Raw genomic sequence first — 16,853 nt, forward strand, 5'->3', positions numbered from 1 at the left:
ATACAAGGGGCAGGCTCACCAGGGATGGCGGGCCTGTCCCTTTTAAGTTCGGGACTTCGTGATTTTTGTCACAAATTTATAACTTTTTATCCGTTTTCGACCCCGAGATTGTGATGTTTATCACAATCCTTCCTGCTCCAGTCTGCGACAATACCAAAAGAATCAAATTTAAAATGATGACGTGAGCTAAAGGAAGGGGTATGTTATGGATCCGGTGATGCTGGCGCGAATACAGTTCGCATCGACAACCATTTTTCACTTTATTTTCGTACCGATCTCCATCGGGTTGGCGTTTTTGATCGCCGTCATGGAGACGATGTACGTTGTCAAAGGCCAGGACGTGTATAAACGGATGGCCAAATTCTGGGGCAAGCTGTTTCTCATTAACTTTGCGGTCGGCGTAGTGACGGGGATTCTGCAGGAATTCCAGTTCGGCATGAACTGGTCCGATTATTCCCGGTTCGTCGGGGACGTGTTTGGCGCGCCGCTGGCGATCGAGGCACTGCTGGCCTTTTTCCTCGAATCGACGTTCATCGGCCTGTGGATCTTCGGCTGGGACCGGCTTTCGAAGAAGGTCCATCTGCTGAGCATCTGGCTGGTGTCCTTCGGCACCTTGATGTCGGCGTTCTGGATTCTGGCCGCCAACTCGTTCATGCAGCGTCCGGTCGGATTCGAGATCAACAACGGTCGGGCGGAGATGAACGACTTTTTCGCGCTGATCACGAACGGTCAGCTGCTGGTGGAGTTCCCGCATACGATTTTCGGGGCGCTGGCTACCGGCGCTTTCCTCGTAGCCGGGGTGAGCGCGTATAAGCTGATGAAGAAGCAGGACTTGGACTTTTTCAAAAGATCGTTCAACCTCGCGATTGTGGTTGGCCTGATTACCTCCATTCTGGTTGCGGTGTTCGGCCACCAGCAGGCGCAGTACCTCGTGCAGACTCAGCCGATGAAGATGGCTGCTGCGGAGGGCCTGTGGGAAACGAGCGAGGACCCGGCGCCGTGGACGGTCTTTGCGTCGATCGATCCGGATAAGCAGGAGAACTCGGCGGAATTCAAAGTCCCGTATTTGCTCAGCTTCCTGTCTTACAGCAAATTTAGCGGCGAAGTGATCGGGATGAAAGAGCTGCAGTACCAGTACGAGCAGGAATACGGCCCGGGCGATTATATTCCTCCGGTGCGCACGACCTTCTGGAGCTTCCGGATTATGGTGGCGGCCGGAACGGCCATGATTCTGCTTGGTCTGTACGGTGCTTGGCTGATGCTGCGCAAAAAGGTCGAGCAGGCCGGGAAGTGGTTCCTGAGCATGATGCTGATTGGCATCTCCCTGCCGATCATAGCGAACAGCTCGGGCTGGATTATGACGGAGATCGGGCGCCAGCCGTGGACGGTGTTCGGGCTCATTACGACGGAGAACAGCATTTCGCCGAATGTCAGCGCCGGGTCGATTCTGTTCTCGCTGATCGTGTTTACGGCGATTTACGCGGTGCTGGCGGCTGTCATGGCCTATCTGTTCGTCAAGGTGATTAAGAAAGGGCCGTATGCGGAGGAGGCGGACCACCGCCACGCAAGCGATCCGTTTAACAAGGAGGGCTACAATGCTGTCTCTTAATGAAGTATGGTTTGTGCTGGTTGCGGTATTGTTTATCGGGTTCTTTTTTCTCGAGGGCTTTGATTTCGGCGTTGGGATGTCCACGCAGCTTCTGGCCAAAAGCGACACGGAGCGCCGCGTGCTCATCAATTCCATCGGCCCGTTCTGGGACGCGAACGAGGTATGGCTGCTAACGGCAGGGGGCGCGATGTTCGCGGCGTTCCCGAACTGGTACGCGACCTTGTTCAGCGGGTTCTACATTCCGCTTGTCTTCCTCCTGCTGGCCTTGATCGGCCGCGGCGTAGCCTTTGAGTTCCGGGGGAAGGTGGGGAATGCCCGCTGGAAAAGGGTATGGGACGGCGCCATTTTCACAGGCAGCGTGCTGCCTCCGTTCCTGCTCGGCGTCGTATTTGCCTGCCTGATCCAGGGGCTGCCGATTAACGAAGCAATGGAAATGCACGCCGGTTTCTTCGATATCGTCAATGCCTATACGGTGGTTGGCGGGCTGACGATGACGCTGCTGTGCCTGCTGCACGGCTTGATGTTCACGACGCTTCGCACGACCTCGGACTTGCAAGAGCGCGCACGCTCCATGGCACGGAAGCTGCTGCTTCCGGTTGCGGGACTGTTCGCGGCATTCGGCGTCATGACGTATTTCATGACGGACGTGTTCGAGCGCCGGGGCGGCCTGATCGCCGTTCTGCTGGGGCTGGCGCTGCTGGCCTTCCTGCTCGGCGGATATTTCATGAGCCTCAAGCGGGATGGCTGGGCGTTCGGGATGACCGGTGCCGTGATCGCTCTTACGGTAGCCTCCGTGTTCGCGGGATTGTTCCCGCGGGTCATGATCAGCTCTATCAGCCAGGCGTTCGATCTGACGATCTATAATGCGGCTTCCGGCCCGTATTCGCTGAAGGTGATGACCATCGTGGCCGTCACGCTGCTGCCTTTCGTCTTGGGTTATCAAATCTGGAGTTACTTCGTTTTCCACAAACGGGTACATGAGAAGGAGCATTTGGAATACTGATGGGAAAAGATCTGCTGGGCTACCGTGGCGCCAAGACGACGTTTCTTCTGGTCGCCGTATGTACCCTGGCACAGAGCATGGCCATCCTCCTGCAGGCCAAATGGCTTGCACAGACGGTTTCCGCGCTGTTCGCGGGAGCCTCGCTGCAGGAGCAGGGGGGAACCATTGCCCTGTTCCTGCTTGCTTTTCTGATGCGGCACGGGGTCGGAGCCGTCCAGCAAGGGATTGCGCAGCGCTCTGCGGAGCAGACCGGCACAAGCCTTCGTAAGGAGCTGCTCGGCGTGCTCTTCCGGAGAGGGCCGGCGCTGATCCGGAAGGAAGGAACGGGCAATGTGGTTACGCTTGTGCTGGAGGGCATCGGCAAGTTCCGCAAATATGCGGAGCTGACCATCCCCCGGATGATGGGCGCGGGCATAACTCCTGCGCTGGTATGGCTGTACGTATTCATGACCGACCGGATTTCGGGCATTATTTTGCTCGTGACCATGCCGATTCTGATTGCCTTCCTGATTCTTGTCGGCCTCGCTGCAAGGAAGCAGACTGAGCGGCAGCTGGATTCTTACCGGATGCTGTCCAATCATTTCGTCGACTCGCTCAGGGGGCTTATGACGCTGAAATTTCTAGGCCAGAGCCGCAAGCACAGCGGCAGCATTCGGCAGGTCAGCGAAGATTACCGGAAAGCGACCATGCGCACCTTGCGCGTGGCCTTTCTGTCCTCCTTCGCGCTGGACTTCTTCACCATGCTGTCCGTTGCGTCCGTTGCGGTCAACCTTGGTCTGCGGCTCATAAACGGAAGTATCGAGCTGCTGCCGGCGCTGCTGGTTCTGATTCTCGCGCCGGAGTACTTCCTTCCGGTGCGGATGGTCGGCGCCGATTTCCATGCGACGCTGGACGGCAAGCAGGCGGGGGAAGCGATGCAGTCGATCATTCGGGCATCGCGGGCCGAGGAGACCGGCAAGCCGGAAGCGGTGGAGACTGCTCGGTATACGGGCGCCGTTGGCTTCGGCGAAGCCGCTGTGGCCCATTCGGGTGTTGGTGAGGCTGCCGGCGGTGCAGGTTGGATACACACAGCTGATGCAGCTGCCGATGCTGAAGGAGCGGTGCCGAAGACAACCGACACGGCTATCGCCCGAGCGACTAACGCGGCCAAAGTCGAGACAATCAATACCGCAATGGGGATGACAGCTGATGCACCGCATGCGGCGACAACGGATACGGCACGTAAAGTCGGAACGCCTCTCTCGGCCCCGATACTTAAAATTAAGGATAGTTCGACAAACTGCGGAAGCTCGCCGGCTGTATTTCGATGGGATGATTGCAGCATGCTGGAGCTGTCCGGTGTCGGCCTGCGGCATGAAGAGCACGGGCCGGCTTCTCTGGAGGACGTCAGCTTCCGGATTCCGGGCAAGGGCAGGATCGGGATCGTGGGGGAGAGCGGAGCCGGCAAATCCTCGCTGATTGATCTGCTTGGTGGCTTTACGGCTCCTACCGCAGGTGAGATCAGGCTGAACGGCGTGACGCTGGAGGACGGGAACCGCGAGGCTTGGCGAAGCGGGGTGACGTATATGCCGCAGCATCCGTATTTGTTCAGCAGTACGCTTGAGGATAATGTGCGGTTCTATGCGCCGGATGCTTCCGATGCGGACGTACGGGCCGCTGTTGAGGCGGCGGGACTGATTGACCTTGTGCGCGCGTTGCCGAATGGACTTCATGAAATGATTGGAGCTGGAGGGCGAGCCTTAAGCGGCGGGCAGGCCCAGCGCGTCGCCTTGGCGAGAGCGCTGCTCGGCGGGCGGCAGGTGCTGCTGCTGGATGAGCCGACGGCCCATCTTGACATCGAGACGGAATATGAGCTGAAAGAGACGATGCTGTCCCTATTCCGGGACAAGTGGGTATTCCTTGCTACGCACAGACTGCATTGGATGCAGGATATGGATGTTATCATCGTGCTCCACCGGGGGCGCGTCGCAGAGACGGGAACGCATGAGGAGCTCATGCAATTGAAGGGCGTGTATTACGGGTTGATTACTTCGCAGATGGAGGGAATCGGATGAAGCAGGAATCGTGGTTTCGGCCTTATGTGACGGCAAATTTTTGGCGCTTTCTGCTGATTGCCATGCTCGGCGTGCTTACCGTTCTGTTTGCGTGCATGCTGATGTTTACGTCCGGGTATTTAATCTCCAAATCCGCGCTCCGTCCGGAGAACATTCTGATGGTGTACGTGCCGACGGTAGGTGTCCGCACATTCGGGATCGGACGCGCCGTCCTGCATTATGCGGAGCGCCTTGTGGGGCATGATACGATTCTCCGTATCCTGTCCCGGATGCGGCTGAGGCTGTACCGGATTCTGGAGCCTCAGGCACTCCGGTTAACTTCCCGCTACCGGACCGGCGATCTCCTCGGCGTGCTCTCCGATGACATTGAATATTTGCAGGACGTTTACATCCGCACGGTATTTCCGTCGTTCGTGGCGCTGGTCCTATATGCCGGCGTGATTGCGGCCGCTGGACGATTCGATCCGGGATTTGCTCTTCTGCTGGCCTTGTATGTGGCCGTTCTGGTATTCGTGCTGCCGCTCATTTCCCTGCTGCTGACGAAGCGGAAGAACCGGGAGATGAAGCAGGCAAGGAACCGGCTGTACCAGAAGCTGACCGATGCGGTGCTTGGCATGCATGAATGGTACGTCAGCGGCCGGCAGCAGCAGTTTCTGACGGGATACGAGGAGGATGAAGCCGAGGTGGACCGGACCGACCGGGCGCTCAAGCGGTGGGCGCGGCTGCGCGGCTTCATCGGGCATTCGGTCGTTGCGGTAACGGTCGTCACGGTCGTGTATGTAGCTGGCAAGGAGTATGCGGGCGGTTCACTGGACGTTACGCTGATCGCGGCGATGGTGCTTGCGGTGTTTCCACTGATGGACGCTTTTCTGCCGGTGTCCGAGGCGGTAGAGCGGATTCCGCTGTACGGTCAATCGGTTCAGAGACTGAAGGCCATCGGGCATGGAGAGGGCTCCGCCACCACTGGATACCCGGAGCAGCTGTCATTGAGCCGGGGCGAAGTGGATGCCGTCATTCGAAGCGGCGCGCATATAAAGGTGGAGGCCGTCTCGTTTCAATACGATGCAAATGGGACAGATGCAGCACACTCAGCACATTCACCAGCAGCACATTCACCAGCAGCACCTTCGCCAGATGCGACAGAAGCAGCATATTCGCCAGCAGCACACTCACCAGAAACGGCAGATGCGGCATATCAACCAGAAGCGGCAGATACAGCATATCAACCAGAAGCGACAGATGCAGCACATTCGGCACGTTGGGCAGGCGCGACAGCATCAGGCTGTTTGGACAACGGTACACACGCGCTCCGGGACATTTCCCTTGACGTTCCCGCCGGAGCCAAGGTGGCGGTCATCGGACGTTCAGGAGCCGGCAAATCGACCCTGCTGCAGCTTATCCAGGGCGTCTTGGCACCCTCATCGGGCACGGTCACGATCGGCGGCACGGATGCAGCGCTTTTTGGCGACGATATCTCGTCCGTGATTTCCGTCCTGAATCAGAGCCCTCATCTATTCGACACCACGCTGGCAAACAATATCCGGCTCGGACGACCGGATGCCACGGAAGAGGATATCCGGCAGGCCGCTGCGATGGCCCAGCTAACTACGCTGGTCGATTCCCTTCCGGACGGCCTCCATACCCGCATGCAGGAAGCAGGGCAGCGTTTTTCAGGAGGAGAACGCCAGCGAGTGGCCCTTGCCCGCATTCTGCTGCAGAAGAGTCCGGTCGTTATCCTTGACGAACCGACGGTCGGGCTGGATCCCAGAACGGAGCGCGAGCTGCTCTCTACCATTTTCTCCAGCCTTCAGGACCGGACGCTGATCTGGGTGACCCATCATCTCGTCGGCGTCGAGCAGATGGATGAGATCCTGTTCTTGGAGCAAGGGAAAGTCGTCATGCGCGGTACGCACGACGAGCTGATGGAGCGCTACCCAAGGTATCGCGGGTTGTATCGGCTGGACCGCCCCGGCGCATAATCGGAATAGGTCCTGAACCATTCCGCTGTTTCTCTTATCGGACCGATAAAAGATCGCAATCCAAAGCGCGGCTGGAAAGATGTAACATGGTCTTAGACCGGTCTATACATTTTTTCGTTAGGAGAGTGACATATGGATCAGGAGCGGCTGGTGAGGGAGTTTCAGCATTTTGCCGATAAGGAGTTTCCGGGAGCCAGCGATTTGTACGCGCATTTGGCGCGGCAGATCGCCGGCGATGCGGAGGTTTTGTCGATAGCTGCGCAGGCATCGCCCGGACAGCCAGTGCCCAATCTGCTGTTCGGAGCGGTTCAATATTTGCTGCTAAAGGGGAAGGGGGCGGTGCTTAGCGCCTATTACCCGGGGCTCGCGGAGCAGCCGAAGGAAATGGAGGCAAGCTACCCGCATTTCCGGTCATTTGTGCTGGAGCATAGGGAAGGGATTATAGAGATCCTCCGAAGCAAGCGGGTGCAGACGAACGAGGTCCGTCGCTGTGCGTATCTTTATCCGGTATTCTGCTCCGTGTATGCCAAGGTTCGGAAGCCGCTTGCCCTTGTGGAGCTGGGGTGCAGCGCCGGACTGCAACTGCTGTGGGATCAGTACAGCTATGCTTACGGTGGCCAGGAGGTATACGGCAACAAGGAGTCCGTCGTTCGCATCGATTCCGAGATCAAGGGCGGGAAGTCCCCGTTTCTGCTCTCTTCCAGTCCCCCGGTCGTATACCGGATGGGGATCGATCTTCACGTGAACGATGTGCACAGCGCAGAGGATGTATTATGGCTGCGGGCGCTCATTTGGCCGGGCAATCCCCGCCGGGTATCGATGCTCGAGCAGGCCGCAGCTCTTCTTAAGAGCCGGTCTGATATTCGGTTCATAGAAGGGGACGGGACGGAGCTGCTGCCCGATCTTGTGAGGGACATTCCCGGAGAGGCCGTCGTATGCGTCTTTCATACGCATGTAGCCAACCAGATTCCCGAGGATAACAAACATCGGCTGCTCCATCATCTGAGCACGATCGGTAAACAACGCGACATCGTCCATGTGTACAACAACATGTGGGATGGCGATCTCCATGCCGACTTTATTGTCGGCGGCATATCGAGCGAACAGACCATCCTTAGAGCCGACGGCCATGGGCGCTGGTTTGAATGGCTGGCATGAATCGCTAGTCCGCCTATTTTCCACGTCGTTTGCAATCCTTCTTCGTGCTTCATCTCTCTTCGCCACACCGTCTGCAATCCTCACCCGTGCCCTCATTACGCTTCTCCATGCCGCGGCATTTTTCTCCGGCGCCAGACTGTGCCATAATAGGGGAGATGGAATATAAATAGGAGTTCAAAAAGTCGAATTTTCAGCACCGAGGCTTATCCTTCCGAAGTGCGTTTTTTCAAAACGCTTTAGGTTGGATGAAGCTAGGGACTGAGGAGCGGAGCTACACGTTTTCGCAGAAAACGCCTTCGAAAGCATCTGCTGTTTTGGGTACGTGAGCACTAAAATGTTTCCGCAGGAAACATGCTTCGGAAGCATCTGCTTAGGCCCGGCTGAATTCAAGATTCGATGCCGAGTTACTTCTTGATTCACTTCGTGATCAAAAGACTACTTTTTGAACAACCTCTATAAAGCGTTTAATGCTGAAATCAAGAATGCCAAAGGAGGAAGACAAGATGGAATACCGTATTGAGAAGGATACGCTAGGTGAGGTGAAGGTGCCTGCCGATAAGCTCTGGGCCGCCCAAACGCAGCGCAGCTCCGAGAATTTCCGGATCGGCACGGAAACGATGCCGAAGGAGATTATCCGGGCGTTCGCCGTGTTGAAGAAGAGCGCCGCGATTGTCAACGGCAAGCTCAGCAAGCTGAATGAAGATAAGGTCTGGGCCATTACCGTCGCGGCCGATGAAATCATTGAAGGCAAGCATGATGAGCATTTTCCCCTTGTCGTTTGGCAGACAGGCAGCGGCACGCAGTCCAATATGAACGTGAACGAAGTTATCGCGAACCGGGGGAACCAGCTGCTTCAGGAAAAAGGCAGCGACCAGCGCATTCACCCCAACGATGACGTGAATAAATCCCAAAGCTCCAATGACACCTTCCCGACGGCGATGCATATGGCGGCCGTTATCGCCTTGGAGGACAGCGTGCTGCCGTCGCTTCAACGGCTCAAGAAGACGCTGAAAGAGAAGAGCGAGGAGTACAAGGATCTCATTAAAATCGGCCGCACGCATCTTCAGGATGCCACGCCGCTTACGCTGGGGCAGGAAATCAGCGGCTGGCACCGTATGCTTGAGAAATGCGAGCTTATGGTCGCTTCTTCGATCGAGCCGCTGCGGGAGCTGGCGATCGGCGGAACGGCCGTCGGTACGGGCATCAACGCCCATCCGAAATTCGGCGAGATGACCGCGGCGGAAATCAGCCTGCAGATCGGCAAAAGCTACACCTCTGCCAGCAATAAATTCCACTCTCTGACAAGCCATGACGAAGTGGTCTTTGCGCACGGAGCGCTCAAGGCGCTGGCTGCCGATCTGATGAAGATCGCCAATGACGTGCGCTGGCTGGCGAGCGGGCCCCGCTCCGGCATCGGGGAGCTGACCATACCGGCCAACGAGCCGGGAAGCTCGATTATGCCGGGCAAAGTAAATCCGACCCAGAGCGAGGCGCTTACGATGGTGGTGTGCCAGGTGATGGGGAACGATGCAACGATCGGGTTCGCGGCAAGCCAGGGCAATTTCGAGCTGAACGTATTCAAGCCGGTGATCATCTATAACTTCCTGCAATCGGCACGCCTGCTGTCGGATGCGATGGATTCGTTTGACCGGAACTGCGCGGTCGGCATCGAAGCGAATCTCGAAGTCATCCGCGGCAATATGGAGCGGTCGCTGATGCTGGTGACGGCGCTCAATCCGCATATCGGATACGAGAATGCGGCCGCGATCGCTAAACGCGCGCATCAAGAGGGCACGACCCTTCGGGAAGCTGCGCTGGCGAGCGGGCTGCTGACCGCCGAGGAATTTGACCGGATCGTGCGGCCGGAAGAGATGATTCATCCGAAGGAATAAACAGGATGCTGTGAAGGCCAATCAACCCATGCACCCGCGAGGTGGATGGGTTTTTGTTTCTCTAACGGGGGAGCGGCTGTTATAATAAAGCTTCGACGGATGGATGGGGCGGAATTTTTCTTAAAAAGGACGGATGACCAGTGAAGAAACATCAGCTGACCGCGGTGGTGCTTTCCGTGATCTTTACAGGCCTCGGCCTATTCTACATCGGGACCCCGATGCTGATCATTACCGGGGCGCTGCTTATGGCGCTGCAGGGAGCTGTGCTTTATTTTCTGCTGCTGACGCTCGGCTTTCTCGGCTTTTTGGCGCTGCCGGCTGCACTTGCGCTGCATATTGCGGGCATCGTGATCACGATTATTTATTTTACCTACCGGTCGCCGAAAAAACCGTGGCTGGAGCAGAAACGGCAGCGGCAGCTGTCTTCACCAGGTGCCATCGCCGCGCGCACGGTGATCGGCCTCCTCTTGCTTGCCGGATCCGTGTATGTCGGTTACACGGAGGGAACCGCCCCGTTTACCAAGTCGGCTGCGGAGAAGCAGGTTGTTCGGGAAGCCGCCGAGCAATATTTGGAGCAAAAATACGGCGAGCCGTTCAAGGTCACCAAGATGGACTATATATGGGCTGTCGGATCATACAATCTTACGGCGATTCCCGAAGGAGCTCCTGAGCTGGAATTCACGCTGGACAGCACCGACGGCAGCCCGCCGGTCCCATCCGGTGAAACCTACCTCAATCGTGTATGGGGGGCGCAGCTTCGTGACAAGGCGGAGCCGGTCATCGACTGTATCCGGACGGCGCTTTCGTTCAGGCCTGGGTGAGCTGCAATATGAAGCAGGTGGTGCGGGAGTACGACAAGCTGGATTCCTGCAGCGGCGAGCCGGTTAGCCAGAATGTAGACATCGTGGTGTTTGCCGATGTTGCGGAGGGCAGCCTGGACCAAGAGAAGGAGCGCATTCTGGAGCTGGTCAAGCAGCTGCCCGGAGTTACGGTTCCGGGCAAGACCGATCTTCAGATCGAGTATTATCCGGCAAAACTGAACACGCCCGCCAATGCAGCGAAGCTGGAGAAGGGGAGTGGCGCCTTGCAAGATGCGACGCCGACGTATCAGTTCAGGGAGTTCGACATTTCGCGGATCACGGGCACTTCGGACATCGAGCTCCGTAAATTGTAGAATTGAAAAAGCCAGGCAGAGCCTTTATTCGGTCTGTCCTGGCTTTTGTTTATTTCGTGATAGGGGAGTTTCCCGCCTTTGTTCGCGCAAGCGCAAGCGTCAGTTACCCAGGTTCAGTCAGACTGAGGCCGACATGCTGGCCGAAGCGTGCTTGTCCGGCAGCAGGCTTAGATCCCAAGGCACCTTATTGTAGGCAAGCTTGCTGCCCCCGAGGATGTTGCTGGCTCTGCTTATAACATGGTGGGAGTACTTCATTGCGATATCCTCTTTGATAAAATGCGTGCCGGCCGCAAAGGCGGTAAGATATTCGTCCCAGCTGCGGTAATGCTGCTGCAGGAGGGCCGCTGCCTTTTGTTTGATCTCCCAGGCCTCCTCTTCGCTCAGGAAGCGATAGATCCGTCCGATCCGGCTAAGAAGGATGGCCCAGCCCCCGCCTAATGCGGTGATATCGGCCGAAGGCAGCATCCCCATCCATTTGCCGACAACGATCATTTTTTTGTAATCGGGATCGTCTTTGGCGTCCTCGAGATAACGCTCGCGTGCCTTGAGGGTTAGGGCGGACAAACGGTTATGAATGTCCAGGTATTCCTGGCAGTGGCCGTCGTTTAGCAAAAAATCGATACGCTCCTTGAGGGAGGCCGCGTCCGTGATCTTCCAGTCGGCCAGCGCTTTTTTCATCACGCCTTTTCGCAGCCAACGCTCCGAGGGATGAAATTCATAAGGAATATAATAATAGCCCAGCATGCTATCGATACAAACGCTGGACAAGCAGCGGAGGTAGAGCTCGATTCTTTTCTTGTGCTTGCGGCTGAATCCTTCCATGATGCGAATGCCTCCTTTCTAGGTTGCAAGCACCCAATGCACTTTGATGGCCTTCCAGGTGTTCCACAGGATGACGGCAATCAATAGCCACGTATATACCGGGTGCAGGTCGAAGAATATTTGCAGAGCTAGATAAACCAGAATGTAGAGCCAGCTTAAGCGGAGCACCATGAGCGTATCGAATAACAGATTGCTTCTCCATGACCGCCACCGGTCAGCGGCTGTGATGTGTCTCCGGCCGTATTTATGCTTGTTGGACGCCATGCACAGGTAGATATACGAGTGAATATGGGGATTCTCGAGCTGATTGGACTGTTTCAAGATATCCCGTGCCTGATCTATCTCCTCAAGTCCTATATAACATCGTCCTTTCAGGCAGAGCGCATCGGTATTTTCCGGCTCTTGGCCCAGCACCTTCTCAAGGTCGCTCAATGCGGACGAGTAATCCGCCTGCTCGAACCGGATCTGGGCACGGTGCCAATATCCATCAAGCTCCTCCGGCGCCAGCCGGATGGCTTGACCGAAGCATTCGTCCGCGGCGGTCAGGTTGCCGGTCCGCGCATGGCATTTACCGAGCATAAGCTGAAGGTCGGGATCATGAGGGTACATCTCGCTGGCGTGGGTCAAATCGTCGAGGGCTTCTTCCAGCTCGCCTTCCTTCATCATGTACTGTCCCTGTTCCCTCAGATCAAGATACTGCTCGATATCGATATCCTGAGCGGGATGCTCCTTAAAGCACTCGTACCGCAGCTCGGAGGTACCGTTAATTTGGCTCATGATATATTCGATGAGCGAATCGGGGTATTCCCCCAGCAGGTCTTCCTTGTTCTCCGTGAAGTGGAACATGTCGTCAAGCCGCTGCCATACCGGGCGGGGGAGATGGCGATGATCCTCCAGAAAGTCCATCAGTTCGTACTGCAGTTCCCCGCTCCGCTGCACATCCCACACGATGTCCCGGTTAAGCGCGTCCTCCCAGGCCTCGGGATTGATGCGCGCCTGGAAATTCTCGTAAATTTCGTCGACCTCATCGATGAACTGCTCAATCGGGTCCTGCGGAATCGGCTCGCGGGCGTGGTGAAGCGGTTCTCTGTAATAATCGGAAGCAGCCGGAGATCGTCCGGATGCGGGGTAATCGTCTTTTTCTTCACCCGTCCAAAGCTCGCCGCCAGAGAGCGCCGTCTGGCCGCCATCGTAAGCGGCTGGCTCATCGAAATCCAGGCGCTCATCCTTCTCCGGCTCAACGTAAGGCGCCATCGTAAGCGCGGAATCATAAGCCTCGCGAAGGCGCTGATAGCCCTCCGGGTCATCCTCCGGGTGGTGGAGTCTCAGCTTTTTCGCATAGGCTCTTTTGATGGCTGATGTATCTCCGGTTGCTTCGATCCCCAAAATGTCCCATACACTCATGTCAAATCCATCCACCTTTCGAGCTGATCCAGCTGCTCCTTGAGCGCTTCGGAGGCCTGTTTAACCACTTGCTCATTTTGCGTCTGCAGCTGCATCTCGAACTGCTGAATCAGCCGGGCAATCATCTCTCGGCGGTCGCCCAGCGATTCCTCGTACAGCCGCTCGCCTCTTGCGATCAGCAGCCTGTTCTCCGTACGATCCCGGGGATGGATCTTGATATCCTTCAGCTCGGCAAGCCGAGCCTCGATCTGCTCCTTGGTCATGGAGCCGGCGTTGCTTTCGATGACCGCTCTTTTTTTCTCGCCGGTTGCCACGCTGATGACCTCGACCTCCAAAATGCCGTTGATATCATACGTATAGCGTACGTCAATGCTCTGCTCCCCCGCCGGGGCCGGCGGAATTTTGATCCGGAGCTCACCGAGCTTAATGTTGTTCTCCACGCGCCGGCTCTCCCCTTGATACACATCGACGGTCATTTGCCGCTGATTATCGGAAATCGTGTAGAGGCGCTCGACCCGGCTGACCGGTATCGGCGTGTTCCGTTCGATAATCGGGAGGAAATGCCCTGTTGAATATTGGCCGCCTCCCATCTCCCGCACAACGCTGGTACCGAGGGTATACGGGCACACATCCGTTAAAATCATCTCTTCGAGCGCTTGGTTGCGCTGCTTCAGCGCCGTTTGGATCGCCGCACCGATCGCAACCGTCTCATCGGGATGGATGTTGCTGTAAGGCATCCGGCCGAACATCCTGCCAATGACGCTGCGAATCAGCGGCATGCGCGTAGCTCCGCCGATGAGAATAATGGCGTCCAATTCGGAAGGTGTAAGGGAAGCGTCCCGCAGCGCACGCTCGATCGGCTGGCGCAGACGGAGCAGAAGCGGCTGGGCAAGCTTTTCAAATTCCGTCCGGCTTATGCGCAGCTCCAAGCTGCCGGTCTCGGCAGGGACGGTCATCTTGGCTTCGTTATCCTGGCCGAGGGCCAGCTTGCACATTTCGGCCTGCTTATAGATCAGCGATCTCGTTTTGGCACTGAGATCTTCGGCATTCAAGTCATGCGTATGTAAAAAGTGCGTAAAGAGGAGCTCCGTAAAATCCTCGCCCCCCAGAAAGTTATCGCCGGCAATGGATTTCACATCCATGATGCCTTCGAACAATTCCAGTATGGATACATCGAATGTGCCGCCGCCCAGGTCGAATACGAGAAATTTCGTTTCGGGGCTCTCCTGGTGCAATCCATAGGCAACCGCCGCAGCCGTCGGCTCGCTGATGAGCCGCTCCACCTTGAGACCGGCCAATTCCGCGGCCGTCTTCGTTGCCTTGCGCTGGGTATCGTTGAAGTAGGCGGGAACGCTGATGACGGCTTCCGTCACCGTCTCGCCCAAATAAGCTTCGGCATCGGCCTTCAGCGCTTTGATGATGAAGGATGAGAGCTCTTCCGGCGTGAAGGTGTGAGGGCCGAGCGCGTAGGTTTTTTCTGTCCCCATAAATCGTTTGAACGTTGCTGCCGTCGCTTGCGGATGCGTGATAAGCCGCTCCTGCGCAACCCGGCCGACCAAAATCTCCCCGTTGTCGTCAACGCTTACGACCGAAGGTGTGAGGTGCTCTCCGAGCACGTTCGGGATGATTGCCGCCCGGTCCTCGGCCCAATAAGCCGCAAGGCTGTTTGTCGTCCCAAGATCAATACCGATCATCGTCATTGTGTCAATTATCCCCTCTTTCTAATCCGAGCGTCTGCACGGAACCGGTTAAGGAACTGTTGCAGGCGCTTAGAATTGCCCCATGGCTAGATAAAGCCGTTTAAATGTTGAAGGCCGTATCTCCTATTTTACCAGTGTTGGTAGAGTGATTCCAAGATGCGACACGAGTCTGCACAGAAAAAGCTCTCTCTGTCGAATAAAGAACGGCCTCGAGGATGCCCCCCAGGCCGTTTTATGGAGTGTTACCGTAATTCTAAGCCCGAAGCGCCGTAACGCCTCGCTTGCCTATTACATTACATGCCGATCGTGCCCTTGGCGCTCCGGTAGACGTACATTTTGTTAACGAAGAAGGTGATCAAGAAAGAGCAGAGCAGGCTCGCCAGCATTGAGATCAGGAAGCCGAACGTGTTGTTGGATGTGATCGGACCGACAAAGGAAGGCACGTAGGCCGTTCCCCGAACGCCGAACAGTCCGACCAGCATGCCGCCGAGACCGGCTGAAGCAATCGCGCCTGCAAAAACCAGCTTGTTCGAGAACATGAAGGGATACGCGGCTTCAACGAATGTGCCAAAGCCCATATTCATGGCGAATCCCGGCGCCGCAACCGCTGCTTCTCCCTTGTCGCGGGGGGCGATCATGTTGGCCAGCGTGATTCCTGCCGATACCATCACTAGTCCCACCATGTCGACGGCACCCAGGAAGCTGTTGCTCGTCGTCTCCATTTCCAGCAGAACAATAGGGAGGATGGCGGCATGGTATACGCCACCGATGATGGCAGGCCAGATGAGCAGGCCGGCAATCAGCCCCGCCATGACCGGGCTCCAGGAGACGAGCGTTTCAATCAGCGTGCGGATGCCTTCACCCGCGCTGAGCGCAATCGGCGCAATGAGGAAGTAGACGATGAGGCCGGCAATAAGACCGGAAATGCCTCCGGCGACGATATTGACCGTTGTGGCGGGGAAGCGCCATTCCACGCATTTACGGAACAGGTAATGGACGATGATCCCGGCGCCGATGCCCCCGATGATGCCCCCGATGATGCCTCCCTCTACGGACAGGATGCCGGCCACGATACCGGCCACGATCGATACCTCGTCCAGCTCGGATACCTGCTTGGCAGCGATAGCGGCAAGGATGACCGGCAGCGCTTTGATCATCAGGTCGAATACCTCGGATAATGCCGACAAGCCGGGGATTTTACTCACAGCCAGGACCAATGCCATCCCGATAAAGCCAGGGAGCGATGCCATCATCATGCCGCGAATATTAATTCTGCGCCAGGGCGATGCGCTGCTTCCCGAACCGGAAGAGGAAGATGCCTGGGCTGTGCCGATCACCGGGCGGTACGGAATCCGCCAATGCTTGCTGAGCGAAGTGACGAACGTAACGGCACGGGTCCGGTTCGTCGTTCCCGTCGTGCCGGAAGCGGCAATCACATGCACGCCTTTCGCCTGAATCATCGCCATCGAGGTGCCGCCGGTTCCGGTCACCGGCAGCTTGTATTTAGCGCAGGCTTCCACCGCATGGCGGTTGCTGCCCTCCGGGTCAGCGCTCATGACGATGACTCCGTCTATCTCTCCGAGCTCAATCTGCTCGGCAATTTCCCGATCCAGCCGCTCTGCGGCTTGATTGACCTGCTGCAGAGTGCCCTCAGCGATTATGACAGGTGCTCCCTGCGAAGAGCTCCAGCTGTAGAGCGCCGCAGGTGTGGTCTCCTTGGCAGCATCCATGGAAACCCCCGCAGCAATGAACTGCAGCGCCCCGCACGACAGCCCCGCGCTCTCCATCTGCACCAGGATTTCGTCCAGCAGTTTGCCGGGCTCCTTGCCGCCCAAATTATACAGATTGCCGCCGCTGCTCCCGATGATGGCAATTTGACGATTCATAATAAGCCGCCTCCCGTAAGTGAGAAATGTTATTTTCTATATTACAGCGTTGGAGTAACTTATTAAAGCAGTAAAATGGACAATCGTCATCCTATGTGATGCATATCAGCGATACCCGTTAGGCTCTCTTGTTTCGTGCACAGATAAAAACCGCCGTACCGGCCCACTGGGG

Annotated in this window: 12 protein-coding genes; 8 read left to right on the forward strand and 4 right to left on the reverse strand. The window is 56.8% G+C overall.

Features of this window, described 5'->3' with window-relative positions:
• Positions 1-205: 205 nt before the first annotated feature.
• The 8 genes from NST44_RS06950 to NST44_RS06985 all read left to right on the forward strand — a co-directional run bounded on the left by NST44_RS06950 (position 206) and on the right by NST44_RS06985 (position 10,869).
• Positions 206-1,609, forward strand: a complete 1,404-nt coding sequence (locus NST44_RS06950) for a cytochrome ubiquinol oxidase subunit I (RefSeq protein WP_340898512.1) — start codon at positions 206-208, stop codon at positions 1,607-1,609.
• Positions 1,596-2,612: a cytochrome d ubiquinol oxidase subunit II gene (cydB, locus tag NST44_RS06955; protein WP_007128888.1), complete on the forward strand. Its 1,017-nt coding sequence runs from the start codon at positions 1,596-1,598 to the stop codon at positions 2,610-2,612. The genes NST44_RS06950 and cydB overlap by 14 nt, the downstream gene beginning before the upstream one ends.
• The gene (locus NST44_RS06960) at positions 2,612-4,666 is read left to right on the forward strand and encodes an ABC transporter ATP-binding protein/permease (RefSeq protein ID WP_007128887.1); all 2,055 of its coding nucleotides are present in this window, start codon (positions 2,612-2,614) and stop codon (positions 4,664-4,666) included. Before cydB ends, NST44_RS06960 begins: the two co-directional genes overlap by 1 nt.
• Positions 4,663-6,645: an amino acid ABC transporter ATP-binding/permease protein gene (locus NST44_RS06965; RefSeq protein WP_144879027.1), complete on the forward strand. Its 1,983-nt coding sequence runs from the start codon at positions 4,663-4,665 to the stop codon at positions 6,643-6,645. Before NST44_RS06960 ends, NST44_RS06965 begins: the two co-directional genes overlap by 4 nt.
• Positions 6,646-6,777: 132 nt before the next feature.
• Positions 6,778-7,803: a DUF2332 domain-containing protein gene (locus NST44_RS06970; RefSeq protein ID WP_340898518.1), complete on the forward strand. Its 1,026-nt coding sequence runs from the start codon at positions 6,778-6,780 to the stop codon at positions 7,801-7,803.
• Positions 7,804-8,306: 503 nt separating this feature from the next.
• Positions 8,307-9,695: a class II fumarate hydratase gene (gene fumC / locus NST44_RS06975; protein ID WP_028404086.1), complete on the forward strand. Its 1,389-nt coding sequence runs from the start codon at positions 8,307-8,309 to the stop codon at positions 9,693-9,695.
• Positions 9,696-9,835: 140 nt separating this feature from the next.
• Positions 9,836-10,516: a hypothetical protein gene (locus NST44_RS06980; protein WP_340898521.1), complete on the forward strand. Its 681-nt coding sequence runs from the start codon at positions 9,836-9,838 to the stop codon at positions 10,514-10,516.
• Between the two features lie 8 nt (positions 10,517-10,524).
• Positions 10,525-10,869, forward strand: coding sequence for a hypothetical protein (locus NST44_RS06985; protein ID WP_340898523.1), 345 nt, complete (start codon positions 10,525-10,527; stop codon positions 10,867-10,869).
• A 117-nt stretch (positions 10,870-10,986) separates the two neighbouring features.
• On the opposite strand, the gene NST44_RS06990 is transcribed toward NST44_RS06985, so the two are convergent.
• The 4 genes from NST44_RS06990 to NST44_RS07005 form a co-directional block, all read right to left on the reverse strand.
• Positions 10,987-11,691 (reverse strand): DUF1266 domain-containing protein, encoded by a 705-nt coding sequence (locus NST44_RS06990; RefSeq protein WP_144879030.1) that lies wholly within the window; start codon positions 11,689-11,691, stop codon positions 10,987-10,989.
• An 18-nt stretch (positions 11,692-11,709) separates the two neighbouring features.
• Complete coding sequence (locus tag NST44_RS06995; RefSeq protein WP_213616198.1) at positions 11,710-13,095, reverse strand: J domain-containing protein; 1,386 nt, start codon at positions 13,093-13,095, stop codon at positions 11,710-11,712.
• Complete coding sequence (locus NST44_RS07000) at positions 13,092-14,795, reverse strand: molecular chaperone HscC (protein ID WP_213616200.1); 1,704 nt, start codon at positions 14,793-14,795, stop codon at positions 13,092-13,094. The genes NST44_RS06995 and NST44_RS07000 overlap by 4 nt, the downstream gene beginning before the upstream one ends.
• A gap of 293 nt (positions 14,796-15,088) precedes the next feature.
• Complete coding sequence (locus NST44_RS07005) at positions 15,089-16,681, reverse strand: PTS sugar transporter (protein WP_144879032.1); 1,593 nt, start codon at positions 16,679-16,681, stop codon at positions 15,089-15,091.
• Positions 16,682-16,853: the final 172 nt, after the last annotated feature.

The sequence above is a fragment of the Paenibacillus sp. FSL W8-0919 genome (genome assembly GCF_038003785.1).
GTDB lineage: Bacteria > Bacillota > Bacilli > Paenibacillales > Paenibacillaceae > Paenibacillus_AQ > Paenibacillus_AQ lactis.